The organism is uncultured Ilumatobacter sp. (assembly GCF_963980585.1).
Lineage (GTDB): Bacteria > Actinomycetota > Acidimicrobiia > Acidimicrobiales > Ilumatobacteraceae > Ilumatobacter_A.
Genome location: NZ_CAXCAM010000035.1, coordinates 1 through 13,165, shown reverse-complemented (window position 1 = coordinate 13,165; position 13,165 = coordinate 1). Strand labels below are relative to the sequence as shown.

Annotated in this window: 10 protein-coding genes and 1 pseudogene; 4 read left to right on the top strand and 7 right to left on the bottom strand. The window is 63.4% G+C overall.

Going from position 1 to position 13,165, the window contains the following annotated elements; all coding sequences use genetic code 11:
• Positions 1 to 53: 53 nt before the first annotated feature.
• The 3 genes from ppc (at position 54) to ACH2DW_RS11365 (ending at position 4,971) form a co-directional block, all read left to right on the top strand.
• Complete coding sequence (gene ppc / locus ACH2DW_RS11375) at positions 54 to 2,822, top strand: phosphoenolpyruvate carboxylase (protein WP_394929866.1); 2,769 nt, start codon at positions 54 to 56, stop codon at positions 2,820 to 2,822.
• Positions 2,823 to 2,943: 121 nt separating this feature from the next.
• Positions 2,944 to 4,023: a TauD/TfdA family dioxygenase gene (locus ACH2DW_RS11370; protein WP_394929865.1), complete on the top strand. Its 1,080-nt coding sequence runs from the start codon at positions 2,944 to 2,946 to the stop codon at positions 4,021 to 4,023.
• An 84-nt stretch (positions 4,024 to 4,107) separates the two neighbouring features.
• Complete coding sequence (locus tag ACH2DW_RS11365; RefSeq protein ID WP_394929864.1) at positions 4,108 to 4,971, top strand: DUF72 domain-containing protein; 864 nt, start codon at positions 4,108 to 4,110, stop codon at positions 4,969 to 4,971.
• A gap of 3 nt (positions 4,972 to 4,974) precedes the next feature.
• Here ACH2DW_RS11365 and ACH2DW_RS11360 read toward each other — a convergent pair whose 3' ends face one another.
• The 3 genes from ACH2DW_RS11360 to ACH2DW_RS11350 form a co-directional block, all read right to left on the bottom strand.
• A complete protein-coding gene (locus tag ACH2DW_RS11360) occupies positions 4,975 to 6,198 on the bottom strand; it encodes an acetyl-CoA C-acetyltransferase (RefSeq protein ID WP_394929863.1) in 1,224 nt (407 codons plus the stop codon).
• A 113-nt stretch (positions 6,199 to 6,311) separates the two neighbouring features.
• Positions 6,312 to 7,412 (bottom strand): LLM class flavin-dependent oxidoreductase, encoded by a 1,101-nt coding sequence (locus ACH2DW_RS11355; protein ID WP_394929862.1) that lies wholly within the window; start codon positions 7,410 to 7,412, stop codon positions 6,312 to 6,314.
• A complete protein-coding gene (locus ACH2DW_RS11350; protein ID WP_394929861.1) occupies positions 7,399 to 8,154 on the bottom strand; it encodes an enoyl-CoA hydratase/isomerase family protein in 756 nt (251 codons plus the stop codon). The genes ACH2DW_RS11355 and ACH2DW_RS11350 overlap by 14 nt, the downstream gene beginning before the upstream one ends.
• 88 nt (positions 8,155 to 8,242) lie before the next feature.
• On the opposite strand from ACH2DW_RS11350, the gene ACH2DW_RS11345 reads away from it, so the two are divergent.
• A complete protein-coding gene (locus ACH2DW_RS11345; RefSeq protein ID WP_394929860.1) occupies positions 8,243 to 8,773 on the top strand; it encodes a disulfide bond formation protein B in 531 nt (176 codons plus the stop codon).
• On the opposite strand, the gene ACH2DW_RS11340 is transcribed toward ACH2DW_RS11345, so the two are convergent.
• From ACH2DW_RS11340 to ACH2DW_RS11325, 4 genes and pseudogenes are all read right to left on the bottom strand, one after another.
• Positions 8,762 to 9,550, bottom strand: a complete 789-nt coding sequence (locus tag ACH2DW_RS11340) for an enoyl-CoA hydratase (protein ID WP_394929859.1) — start codon at positions 9,548 to 9,550, stop codon at positions 8,762 to 8,764. The two genes, ACH2DW_RS11345 and ACH2DW_RS11340, sit on opposite strands and share 12 nt — an antisense overlap.
• A 98-nt stretch (positions 9,551 to 9,648) precedes the next feature.
• Positions 9,649 to 11,295 carry an amidohydrolase gene (locus tag ACH2DW_RS11335; protein ID WP_394929858.1) on the bottom strand — a complete coding sequence of 549 codons (1,647 nt, stop codon included), beginning with the start codon at positions 11,293 to 11,295 and terminating at the stop codon, positions 9,649 to 9,651.
• 48 nt (positions 11,296 to 11,343) lie between these two features.
• A complete protein-coding gene (locus tag ACH2DW_RS11330; RefSeq protein WP_394929857.1) occupies positions 11,344 to 12,540 on the bottom strand; it encodes an amidohydrolase family protein in 1,197 nt (398 codons plus the stop codon).
• 66 nt (positions 12,541 to 12,606) lie between these two features.
• Positions 12,607 to 13,165: pseudogene (locus ACH2DW_RS11325) on the bottom strand (polyphosphate kinase 2); the annotation flags it as partial.

The following is a 13,165-nucleotide window of genomic DNA, read 5'->3' as shown; positions in this document are numbered from 1 at the left end:
TCGAGCTCAAGAGTCCAGGCAACAATGGCAATGCGACCTGCTTGACTGGCTCAGTGTTCGACTCCCCGTACGAAGAGCTCAGCAATGACATCCGGCTCCTTGGCCGCATCCTCGGAGACATCGTCCGCGAGCAATCGGGTGACGAGACCTTCGAACTGATCGAGTCGGTGCGTCAGGCCGCAGTCGCCGGTCGCCGTCACGACGAAAGCGCCGTCGAGGTACTGCGGTCGGCCTTGAGTGACCAGCCGATCGAGCAGCAACTCGACGTGATTCGCGCCTTTGACTGGTTGTCTCTGCTCGCCAACACTGCTGAAGACGTCCATCTCGAACGGCGGCGTCGTTTCCATCGCGCCCATCGCTCGACGGCACAGCCGGGCAGTCTCGATGCGACATTCGAACGGCTCCGTTCGATCGGCGTGGACGCGGGCGAGGTGGTCGGCGTGATCGATGCGCTTTCCGTCAGCCCGGTGATCACCGCACATCCCACCGAGGTTCGCCGACAGACGATCCTCGACGTGCTGCGCGAGATCGCCGAGGTCCTGAACGAACGCAACGGCCTCGACGCCAACGATCCTGCGATCGACGACGCTGATGCGCGGCTCGGCGTCAACATCTTGTCGTTGTGGCAAACAGCCATTCTGCGTCTCTCAAAGCTGCGCGTGCGTGACGAGATCAACGAAGCGCTCCGGTATTACTCGGCAAGCCTGTTCGAAACGATTCCAGCACTGTCGCGACACCTGGAACAGATCGTTGAAGACGACTTCGGTGCGATCGATGCCGACGCCAGCGCTGCGGTCAGCATGGGTTCGTGGATCGGCGGCGACCGAGACGGCAACCCGTTTGTGACCGCAGAGGTGATGCGGCTCGCAATCGGTCGCCACACCCACGTGGCGCTCGGCCACCACCTGGCAACGCTGCACCGGCTCGGCCGCGAGCTGTCGATGTCGGCTCGCCTGATCACTCCCACCATGGAGCTCACTGCCCTGGCTGATGCATCAGGCGACGACTCCCGATTTCGCGCAGACGAGCCATACCGCCGAGCGCTGCGCGGCATGCATGCCCGGTTGTATGCGTTCGCTGAAGATGCAATCGATCCCGACATCGACGAGGTGCCGGGGCCTCCTCCCGCTGTCCGGCAAGACGCCTATTCGTCGATCGACGAACTGTTGGCTGATCTCGACATCGTCGATGCATCGCTGCGCACACACGGTGGCGCTGCCCTCGCTGATGCGCAGATCGAGCCTGCTCGTCGCGCCGCTGCGATCTTCGGCGCTCACCTGTGCGGTCTTGACATGCGGCAGAACTCCTCGGTCCATGAAGGTGTCATCGCGGATCTGCTGGCCAACGCCGGCGTGCACGGGGAGTACTTGACGCTGGCCGAAGCCGACCGAGTCGAGGTGTTGACCGCTGAGTTGGCGTCGCCACGGCTGCTTCGCAATCCGAGCGCCACCTATGCCGACCAGACGATCAGCGAACTCGGTGTCCTCGACGAAGCCGCGCGATCGGTCGCGCGTGTTGGGCCTCGAGCTGTTCCTCACTATGTGATCTCGATGGCCGAAACCGTGAGCGATGTGCTCGAAGTTGCGGTCCTCCTCAAAGAAGTCGGACTCCTTGAGCCGGCACGTGCTGGCCGACCGGCATCCGCCCAACTCGACATCGTCCCGCTCTTCGAGACGATCGGCGACCTCGCCCAGTCGGCTGCAACGCTGACGGCGATGCTCAGCAATCCGGTGTACAGCCAGCTGGTCGCATCTCGCGGCGATCGCCAGGAGGTGATGATCGGCTATTCCGATTCGAACAAGGACGGCGGCTACCTATCGTCGCAGTGGAACCTGTTCGCCGCACAGGCGGCACTCGTTGAAGCTGCTGACGTCGCTGGGGTGAGGCTGCGGCTCTTCCACGGCCGAGGCGGCACGGTCGGCCGCGGCGGTGGGCCTGCCTACCAAGCGATCCTCGCCCAGCCTCCCGGATCAGTCGACCGGTCGATCCGGCTCACCGAGCAGGGCGAGATGGTCGCGGCGAAGTACAGCACGCCCGCCTTGGCCCGCCGCAACCTTGAGACACTCTTGTCCGCGACGATCGAGTCCTCGTGCCTCAACGCCGAGCAACTTGGCGCCCCTGCGGACGGGTTCGGCGACACAATGCAGCAACTTGCCGACACCGCGTTCACCGCGTACCGCTCACTCGTGTACGGCGATGACCGTTTCGTCGACTTCTTCCGGTCGATCACTCCGACCAATGAGATCGCCACGCTCAACGTGGGCAGCCGGCCTGCCTCACGCAAGAAGTCGCTCGCGATCGAAGACCTTCGAGCCATCCCCTGGGTGTTCGGGTGGACACAGTGCCGCTTGATGATCCCGGCCTGGTACGGCGCGGGCTCGGCATTCGAAGCAGTCGCCGCCCAGGATGACACTGCAGCGGAGCGCTTCGCTCAGATGTACACCGACTGGCCATTCTTCACAGCCATTATCAACAATATGGGCATGGTGCTCGCCAAGACCGATATCGACATCGGGCGCCGCTACGCCGACGTTCTCGTCGAGGACGCGACAACTCGGAGCGACATTTTCGGGCGCATCGAAGCCGAGCACACCCTCACTCGAGGGTGGCATGAGCGGATCACCGGCTCGCCAGATCCGCTTGCTGACAACCCGCTCCTGGCTCGCAGCCTGAGCAACCGCTATCCCTACCTCGACCCCTTGCATGTGATGCAGGTTGACCTCCTGCGGCGCTATCGAGACGGCGACCACGACGAGTTGATCGAACGCGGTATCCAGCTCACGATCAACGCCATCGCCACCGGCATCCGCAACTCCGGTTGAACGGCCCCTCACGTCCACCAGCAAGGGTTTCGGGGGTATTTCCACATCATGTTGGCGATGTATCCGGTCGCATGGCTACAATCCCGACTGGTTTACTCGGCTTTCTTGATCGGCGCTGCGAATGACACTTCTCGAACACACCTCAACGGGTCCTGATCTGGCCCCACTCAACGACCTCATTCCCCAACGGTTCTGGACCGGCACGTCACACCACGCTCCCGAGGTGTACGAAGTCGACTGTTCGGATTTCGAGATGAACGATGCCGATCTGCGGCCAGATGGCGAACTCGCCCGGCGCATGCGGGCCACGTTCGACTCCGTCGGCCTGGTCGTGTTGCGGAACACGAGACTGACCAGCATCGCTGCGATGCGCGAGTTCGCCAAGATCGTCCTCGATGCCGAGATGGTCTACGAAGGCGGCGCAAACCCGAGAGACCGGATCGAGGCCAACGTGTACGAGATCGGTGCTCCGCTCGCCGCCCGTCTCCCCTACCACCACGAGATGGCCTATGTCAGCAAGAGCACTCGGCTGATCAGCTTCGTCTGCGCCGACGCACTTCCCGATCGGGGCGCGACCTACGTCTCCGACGGCGTTGCCTCCACCGACGCGATTCTCGCAACCGAGCTTGGCCAGAAACTCAAGGCGCACGGCGTCTGCTATCACCGCAGCCTCACCGATGCCGAGAACTTCGTCGGAGAGATCGGGTACGGCGTCTACAACCACTGGCAGAAGTCGTTCGGCACCGATGACCCCGCCGTCGCCGAAGCCAAGGCGATCGAGCGAGGTCTCCTGGTCGAGTGGGGCCCGAATCGCCTCATGAAGACGCGGTTCTACAACCCGGCGTTCGAGTACTTCGCACAACTCGATCGCAATCTGCTCTACGCCAGCCTCGCCGATCACGGCATGTGGTTCGACACGTGGCCGCTCGTGCAACATCTTCCATTCGCCGAGCGCCCGCTCCACATGACGTTTGGCGACGACACCGAGTTCACCCGTGACGAGCTTGAGCAGTTCATCAAGATCTACGACGATTTCGGCACCAAGGTCGACTGGCGCCAGGGCGACGTCGCAGTCATCTGCAACTACCGTTTTGCGCACGGACGACCGGAGATCCACCTCGAGTCGGGTGAGCAGCGCACGTTGGGCGTGATGCTCGGCGAGCAGTTCGACCGGATCGGCCAACTCCCCGGCAAGTGGTGAGCGGCGAGTAGCGAGCCGTGCAACCTGAGATCGGGTACCGGTGGGCCAACGATTCGACCCCCTGCTGGATGCTCGAAGACATGAATGGCTGACAGCCCGTCACCAGTGCTCCACGTCGGTTGTCCAATGTGGGCTCATCGCCCGTGGGTCGGTCGCTTCTACCCGACCGGGACGCAACCCGGAACAGAACTGGCGTTGTATGCCCAATGGTGCACGGCCGTCGAGGGCAACACGACGTTCTACGCTCAGCCGACGGCCACCACCGTGGACAAGTGGTTGCGGCAGACGACGGATGACTTCCGGTTTGCCTTCAAGCTCCCGCGCACCGTGACCCACGACAAGCGGTTGCGCGACGTCGGTGCTGAAGTGCGCAGCTTTCTGAATGTGATCGAGCCGCTGGGTCAGCGCATCGGTCCAGTCCAGGTACAACTCCCCGGCTCATTCGGTCCAGCCGACCTTGATGCACTACTCGCGTTTCTCCGCCGGCTGCCACAAGATTGGCCCTGGGCCGTCGAGTTGCGACACCGCGAATTCTTCGACTTCTCAGCGGCGCATCGGGCCGTCGACAAGTTGTGCCTCGAACGCAATATCGGTCGCGTTGTACTCGACACGCGGCCGCTGTATGCCGTTGCAGCCAGGTCGACAGCGGCCATCGACGAGCAACGTCAGAAGCCCGACCTCCCGGTCGTCCTCGACGCGATCGGATCGTCGCCGATTGTCCGTGTCATCGGAGAGGACACCGTCGACGGAACACTGCAGGGACTGCTGGCTTGGGTGCCACAGATCGTCGCGTGGCTTGATGAAGGCCGGACGCCCTACGTATTCGTCCATCAGCCGGAGAATCTCGAGTCGCCGGGGCTGGCCCGAGCGTTGCACGAGGCAGTCGCCGCCAAGCTGCCCGCCCTGGCGCCGTTGCCGACGCCGCCGGGACAGACCTCGATGTTCTGATGCTCAGACGCGTTCGATGATGATGGCCGGGGCCATACCACCAGCGGCACACATGGTGATCAGACCGAACTGCTTGTCCTGACGCTCGAGTTCATCGAGCACGGTCCCGATCAGAATTGCTCCGGTCGCCCCGATCGGGTGCCCGAGCGCCATGGCGCCGCCATTGACGTTGACCTTGCTGCGATCGAGGTCCAGGTCGCGTTGAAACTTCTCCGACACGACCGCGAAGGCTTCGTTGATCTCCCAGATGTCGATGTCGTCGGCAGTCATCCCCGCCTTCTCGAGCACCTTCTTTGCAGCGGGCACCGGAGCGTTGAGCATCAAGGTGGGGTCATCGCCCATGTTCGCTGTGGCGACGACCCGAGCACGGGCCTTCATGCCGTGGGCTCGTGCGTAATCCTCGCTCGTGATGAGAATCGCCGCGGCGCCGTCAACGACGCCCGATGAGTTGCCGGCGTGATGGACATGATTGATGTCGAGGTCCGGGAACTTCTGGTTGATGAGTTCGCGGAAGGTCTTCGAGCCTTCTTCGTGGCGGTAGTCCGCCACCGCCGGAAAGCTGGCCGAGAGCTTGGCCAACGATTCAGCTGTTGTGCCCGGCCGGGGGAACTCTTCGCGGTCGAGCGCAAGGCTGCCGTCGAGGTTGTACACCGGGATGAGGGCCCTGTCGAAGCGACCTTCCTTGATGGCGATTTCAGCCTTGCGTTGCGAGTCCGCGGCGTGCGCGTCAAGCGCCTCGCGCGAGATCCCTTCAAGGGTGGCAATCGCATCGGCACAGACACCCTGATGTGACTGTGGGTGCAGTTCCTGGAGGTGCGCGTTGTTTGCGCCCATCGGCAGCATGCCCTTCTTGGGCAGCGACATCATCTCGGTGCCACCCGCGATGACCACGTCTTCCATGCCTGCCATGACGGCGTGCGATGCGTAGTTCGTGGTCGTGATGCCCGAACCGCAGAACCGGTCGAGCGTGGCGCCGCTTGCCGTGATGTCGTAGCCGGCATCGAGCGCTGCCATCCGACCGAGGTCACCGCTCTGCTCTTGCACCTGGGAGCTCGTGCCCCAGATGATGTCGTCGACGTCAGCGGTGTCGAGGTCGTTGCGGTCTCGAATGGCCTCGAGCACCGTGCGCGCCAAGTGCTGTGGGTGCAGGTGAGCAAGGGAGCCCTTGCCTTGTTTGCCGATGCCGCGGGGCGTGCGGCAGGTGTCGATGATCAGTGCGTCGGACATGTGTGCTCCTCGAAGACAGGCGGGCGATTGGTCGCTGCGCCAACGCTACGCAATCGCGCTGGGCCAACGAGAACCGGCGATGGGCTTTTGCGGCGAACCCTTCGCAGCGACACTCATCGCTCTGGCGGAGTCGAGGAGATGAGTTCGCGAGCCACCGCAGCGATCACATCTTCTTTGGCATCGAGTGGCGGGAGCAGCACGATCTGATCGAGACCGGCTTCGTCGAGTTCGGCTACACGGCGACGCAGGTCGTCAGGGGTGCCAACCAGGCACGAGCGCTCGATGAGTTCCTTGGTAATGAACCGCTCCTCCTCAGGAATCACCCAGCAGTTGTGACCGAGGTGCGTGCGGAGGTGGCGGCGCTCGAGCGGGGTCTCCTCGACGGCTGCCACGTAGTCACCCCACATGTCAGCGAGATGGGCCGGCGGACGGCGGCCGAACTGCGCCATTTGCTCGTAGCTGTAGTGGAGCGCTGCGACCGCGAATGCGCCGACCTGTTGTTTGACCCTGTCCGAGTCGGTGGCTTCGCCCGGTTCGAGCACGGCAATGGTGGTGAGCGTCGCCATCGGGAAGTCGGATCGAGATGTGGGCCGACCGTGGGCGGCGCGGCGCTCGGAGATGACACCACGCATGTGTCGCACGGCCGCCGGGTCAGGCGGAACCGATGTGATCAGCCCGTCCCCGTGCAATGCGGCAAGGTCGAGCGCGCGAGGACCGAACGCCGAGACGTAGAGCGGTGGCGCTGGGTCGAAGCGCACAAAGCCGTCCTCGGGCATCAAATGCGCGATCGGCGCGGTCTGACCGTTGAGGGTGTACTCCACTTCCTCGCCGTGCAGGAGTGAGCGGAGGACACTCAGGTACTCGTCGAATTCTGCAATCCGTTGCGGCCGATGACCCATGATCCGCATTGCGGTATTGCCGGTGCCGATCCCGCAAAACGTGCGACCGGGTGCCAGTTGGTTGATCGTGCCGATCGCTGCCGCCGTGACAGGGGCGAGGCGCGTTCCCGCCACGGCAACGCCGGTGCCGAGTTGGATCGTCGAGGTTCGATCCGCCGCCAACGCGAGCATGGCGTACACATCACTCCAGATCATTTGACTGTCGGCCAACCAGGCGTGGGTGAAACCGAGCCGCTCGGCTTCGACCACATAGTCGATGTCGCCGGGCCGCGACGCAACACAGATGCCGTATTGCATGGCGCTACCTGAACCCATCCAGCCGACTGTCCGTATCGGTGATCGGGTAGTCGGTTGCCGCTTCGTACGCGAGTCCGTCGGTCAGACCGTGCTGCTCGGCGACGCGGTACAGGTCTTTGTACGCAGCGAGTGAACCGTCGCTGTTGCCGAGAATCTGCTCGACAAGTCCGGCGACCTCGGCATTGAGTTGATCGCCCGGAGCGGAGCGGCACGCGAGCCCGATCGAAGCAGCCTCGACACCCTTGACGTTCCGAGCCGTCAGCGAGAGTTCTCGGGCCAGGGTGAGGCCGACTGCCGCCGGCAGCCGCTGACTCATCCCCCAGGTGGGACGCAGCCCGAACTTCGCATGCGTATCAGCCAACGTTGCTTCGTCAGCGACGACCATCAGGTCGCAGGCCAGTGCGATCTCCAGGGCACCGGTGAAGCAGAAGCCGTTGACCTTTGCGATCGTGACGATGGCCCCGTTGGACAACTTGTCGGTCAGCGCTCGAGCGGGCACGTCGAGAATGTCGCCGACCACGCCGTTTGTCAGCGCCCGATCCCCGAGCGCTTTGAGATCGACACCGGCGCTAAAGGCCCGCCCGGCTCCCGTGAGCACGACGAGTCGCTGCGTCGGATCGTCGATTGCGATGCCGACAGCCTGATCGAGTGCGACGAGCATTGTGGGTGTCAGCGCATTGAGCGCATCGGGCCGGTTGAACGTGATCGTGGTGACCGATCCGTCCACATCGACAAGGATCTCGGAGCCATTGGAGTTCATTCCCGAGTTTGGCATTTCATCGGGTCGGCGCGCGTGCTGGGACGTTGGTCATTGGTTCGCCGCATTCTGTTCGGCATGCTGGAGCGCAATGGACGCTTCAACGGTCGCCACTGTGTTCGCTCTCGCCCTGTTCGCCGGCCTGGTGGGCATTGTCGTCGCCGTCTTCAACGAGTCGGTCCGAGCCGTGGTGCGCCGGAGGGCGCTCATGATCGCCGGGTCGGTCGCTGTGGCCGCAACGCTCGGGAGCCTTTACTTCTCAGAGGTGGCGGACTTCATCCCATGCAAGCTGTGCTGGTACCAACGCATCGCGATGTATCCGCTCGCCGTGCTGCTGGTGATGGCGGCCGTTCGGCGCGATCAATCGATGCTGCTCTACGTCAGGGTCATCGCCCTACTCGGGCTCGCCGTGTCGGCCTATCACGTGTGGATCCAATGGTTTCCGGAGAAGTCGAACTTCTGTGAGTTCGACAACCCGTGCAGCGCACGTTGGGTCGAGGCGTTCGATCGCGTGACCATCCCGCAGATGGCTGGGTTGTCCTTCGTCTTGATCATCGCCACTGCGACGATTGGACTGCGTCCGTCGGCGGAATCCCAAGCCTCCGAAGAGTCAGTCGCGTGAACTGACCGGCGAGAACTCCGGCGGACGCTTGTCGAGGAAGCTCTGGACACCCTCTGTGAAGTCTGCCTGGCGCAGCGAGTGCTGCATCCGCTCGTGCGTGTCAGCGTTGGACGTGGCCAGGTCCCACTCCCAACCGGCCATGATCTGCTGCTTCATTGAGCGAATCGACGTCGATGCCACGTTGTCGGCGATGTCGTTCGCGTAGGCCATTGTCTCCTCGAGTAGACGGTCGGCAGGAAACACCTTGTTGACGAGACCCATTTCCTGAGCTTCTTCGGCAAGGACGATTCGGGCGGACAGCAGGAGGTCCATTGCATTCGCATGACCGACGATGCGGGGAAGCATCCACGAGATGCCGTACTCAGCGACGAGGCCGCGACGGCCGAATGCCGTGGTGAACTTGGCGCCAGCGGCGGCGAACCTGACGTCGAACATCATTGCCTGCACCATGCCGAGGCCAGCACACGCGCCGTTGATCGCACCGATGACGGGCTTGGGGACGGTGGTCGTGTACGTCTGGTGCTCATCGCGAGCCGGAGCACTGCGCTCTGCGCCTGCTCCGATGCCCTGCAGCAGATCCATATCGGCGCCCGCGCAGAACCCTTTCCCCGCACCGGTCACGACGATGACACGGACGTCGGGGTCGGCGGTCGCCTCGTCAATGCGATCCCAGTAGGCACTACCGAGATCGGTGGTCCACGCGTTGAGGCGCTCGGGACGGTTGAGGGTGATCAGCGCGACCTTGCCTCGCTTCTCGTACAGCACGACATCAGACATGAAACGATCGTACGAGGCCAGCTCAGTCGCCGGCGAGGTCGGGGCCCATGTCGCTCATCGCGACGCGACCACCGGTCTACGACCGGGACTGATCGAAATTAGGCAAGGCTCGCCCCGTCGAACTCGAAGTTGCCACCCACCATTGTGGCGAGCACCTTGGTGTCCCCGATGCCATCGGGTTCGATCGCGGTGAGGTCGGTGTCGAGCACGACCAGGTCGGCCAGCTTGCCCGACGTGATCGAACCCTTGCGGTGCTCATCAAACGACGCTGTCGCTGATCCGACGGTGTAGGCGTGGATTGCTTCGTCGATCGTGAGCGCTTCGGCCGGATTGAAGTCAGCGCCCGACGCCGTGCGCTGGTTCACCAAGTCGTGGATGCCGAGCAACGGTGCACCGTTGACGACGGGCCGGTCGGAGCTGCCAGGCAATGTGACACCTGCGTCGAGGAACGATCGCTGCCGGTAGCAATCCCCGACACGGTCGGGTCCGATCGCCCGGAGCATGCCGTCTCCGATCTCAGAGACGAAGCGGGCCTGTGGAACTGGGATCACGCCGAGCCGAGCAATGCGGTCGACGTCTGCAGCTCGGGTCATCCCAGCATGTTCGATGCGGTGCCGGTGGTCTGCTCGGGGGTACTGCTGCAGCGCCGCCTCGTACCCGTCAAGCACTGATGAGACTGCACGGTCGCCGATCGCGTGGGTGGCAACCTGCCATCCCGACCGATGCGCGGCGAGGATCAGTTCGTGCAGCCGAGATTCAGGCATCTGGAAGTAGCCGTTGTTGCCGGGCTGGCCATCGAAATCCTCGAACATCGCCGCCGTGCAGCCCATGAGCGAACCGTCGGCGAAGATCTTCGTCGCGCCATAACGAAGCCAGTCGTCGCCGAACCCGGTGTGCATGCCGAGATCGAGTGAGAACGGCTCGTTGTCATCCGCGTGATGTGCGCAGCTATGCAACGCATCAACCGAGGCCATCATGGTCACGCGCACTCGCAAGCGATTGGCTCGTCGGGCTTGTTGGTACGCAGCGACTTCGACCGGTTCGGCCGTGCCGAGGATGCCGCCGACTCCCGCCTCCTGGCAGCTTGTGATTCCTTCGGACAGGTATCGATCGCTGGCGAGGCCCAGGTTGGTGGACATCTCAGCGACCGATCGGGGGTGGACAAGGGAACGGACGAGTTGTTGTGCCTGCTCCTCGAGGAGGCCGTTGGGTCGGCCCTCGTCATCGACGGCCACCACTCCCCCGTCGGGCACGTCGATTTCGCCGATCCTGGCGAGGCGCATCGCTGCGCTGTTCAACGTGGCGAAGTGACCCGAGGTGTGGTTGAGCAGAACGGGATGATCGGGACTGACCCGATCCAGTTCGTGGCAGGTCGGGTGACGTCGTTCGGCCAGCTTGTTGTGGTCATAACCGGCGCCGACAATCCACCCACCCTGCGGGGTCGAGGAGGCCCGCTCGGCAATGGCGGCGACCAGCTCCTCAATCGAGTGGACAGCGTCACCGTGAAGCGGAACCTCGTTGAGGGTCGCGCCGTACGCCTGCATGTGGTTGTGCGCGTCGTTGAACCCCGGCGCAACAAAATGGCCATCGAGGTCGATCGTTCGCTCCGCGTCGAACTGGGCCAACTCGCCGCGCCCGGCAACGGCAACGATCCGATCGCCAATGATTCCAAGCGAGCCGGCCCTAGGCCGCGCAGGGTCGACGGTGAGAATGTTCGCGTTGTCAAGAACAAGGTCGAAGCGCACGCCGCGACCCTAGGCAACAGCCCCCACAGGGTCAGCAGTTGGCGACGATCAGACCAGCGCCGCCACGGCGGTACCCATCAGATCGAGGAAGTTGTCGGCGTAGAAACGCTCGCGCACTTCGTCGGTGGCGTCACCCAGGCTGGCTTCGAAGCGCTCATAGGGTCGACGACCACCCTCGACGTGCGGGTAGTCGGTATTAAACATCAAGATGTCGGGACCCACCTGCTCGGTCACCCAGCCCACATCTTCGGTCGGATACGGGGTCACGCGAACCTGACGCTCGACGTACTCGCGCGGTGTGATCGAAAGTGCTTGCAGTCGTTCTTCGTGGCGAGCAAAGGCATCCATAGCCGACTCCATCTGCTTGAGCCAGCTTGGCAACCACGTGCACCCCTGCTCAACGACACCGACGCGGAGGTTCGGGAACCGTTCAAGCACGCCATCGAAGATCATCGTGGCCAGCGTCTGCATTGGAGGGAACGGGATGGCCATGTAGTCCACCGAGCGGAAGTTTTCCTCGCCGCCGTGGAAGTCTGGCGGGATCGGCAGTCCGTTGTTGAAGTAGCTCGGGTCAATCAGCGCACCGGTGCCGCCGACGTGAAAGACAATCGGGATGCCTGCTTCTTCTGCCTGCCGCCACACAGGGTCGAGCCCGCGGTGCGAAGGCGAGTGACCGCTCGGGCACCCTGACGCGATCAGCAAAGCTGCCGCCCCCATGTCGATCGCCTCGGCAACCATCGCCGCAGAGCGGTCGAAGTCCGCAAGCGGGACATAACACGTCGAGAGGAGTCGGTTGTCGACCGAACAGAACTCGGTCATCCCCCGGTTGTGCGCGCGGGCCGCGCCGTAGGCGAGGTCAAGGTCGGGCTGGTGCTCCCACTCGAACAGGCGCGAGTTGTGGAACGTGTTGAACATCAACTGGCTCTCCACCCCGATGAAGTCGAGAACACGTGGTCGATCCTCGGCGATGAAGGAGCCGGTGGCAGCAAAGTTCTTGCGCTGCATTACGTCGACGTCCTCGTTGTTCAGGAATTCATCGCTGCCCATCCGCTCGGTGAGCCGCGCGAACACCTCGTCGAGGTCTTGCGGGTCATGCCCGTCGCCGGTCTGCACCAGCTCGTTCGCGTACGACGGGATGGCGAGCCGATCACGGATATCGGGATCGGCATGATCACGCAGCCAGTTCGGTGGCTCCATGATGTGCGCATCCGCATCGTGAACCCGGGGACGGTCGATGTAGGCCATCTTCGCATTCTTGTCGCCCAGCTCGAGCGACAGGTGGTCGGAGCCATTCTCCGTCTGGCCCGCCGTTCAGTTTTGGAACTTGCCGCCGCGAATTCGCTCGGCCTCCATCAGTTCGACCTCGTGCGCACCCGAGACAACGATGGCCGGGTTCGGGACGTAGTCCAGCTCTGGGTCGCGGCCGGAGTAGTCAACGGCATCGAGGATGACCCGCATTGCGTTCAGCCGCGCCTGGTGCTTGTCCTTCGAGCGGATCACCGTCCACGGCGTCGCGGTCGTGTGACTCCGCCGGAGCATCTCGTACTTGCGTTCGGTGAACTCGTCCCACAGTTCTTGTGCCTGCACGTCGACTTCACTCAGCTTCCACTGCCGGAGCGGATCGTTGCGGCGACGGTCGAACCGACGTTGCTGTTCGTCCTTGGTCACCGAGAAATAGAGCTTCACGAGGACCGTTCCTTGGCGGACGAGGTCCTTTTCGAATCCAACGACGCCGCGGAGGAAGTCCTCATGCTCCTTGTCGGTACAGAAGCCGAACACCGGCTCGACCATTGCCCGGTTGTACCAGCTCCGATCGAACAGGACCATCTCGCCCGCACGTGGGAACTGCGTGACGTACTTCTGGAGAAAC

Excerpts from the sequence above, each read along its gene's own strand:
- ACH2DW_RS11370 (WP_394929865.1), top strand. The coding sequence starts at position 2,944 with ATGACACTTCTCGAACACACCTCAACGGGTCCTGATCTGGCCCCACTC.
- ACH2DW_RS11365 (WP_394929864.1), top strand. The coding sequence starts at position 4,108 with ATGGCTGACAGCCCGTCACCAGTGCTCCACGTCGGTTGTCCAATGTGG.
- ACH2DW_RS11360 (WP_394929863.1), bottom strand. The coding sequence starts at position 6,198 with ATGTCCGACGCACTGATCATCGACACCTGCCGCACGCCCCGCGGCATC.
- ACH2DW_RS11355 (WP_394929862.1), bottom strand. The coding sequence starts at position 7,412 with ATGGGTTCAGGTAGCGCCATGCAATACGGCATCTGTGTTGCGTCGCGG.
- ACH2DW_RS11350 (WP_394929861.1), bottom strand. The coding sequence starts at position 8,154 with ATGAACTCCAATGGCTCCGAGATCCTTGTCGATGTGGACGGATCGGTC.
- ACH2DW_RS11345 (WP_394929860.1), top strand. The coding sequence starts at position 8,243 with ATGGACGCTTCAACGGTCGCCACTGTGTTCGCTCTCGCCCTGTTCGCC.
- ACH2DW_RS11340 (WP_394929859.1), bottom strand. The coding sequence starts at position 9,550 with ATGTCTGATGTCGTGCTGTACGAGAAGCGAGGCAAGGTCGCGCTGATC.
- ACH2DW_RS11330 (WP_394929857.1), bottom strand. The coding sequence starts at position 12,540 with ATGGCCTACATCGACCGTCCCCGGGTTCACGATGCGGATGCGCACATC.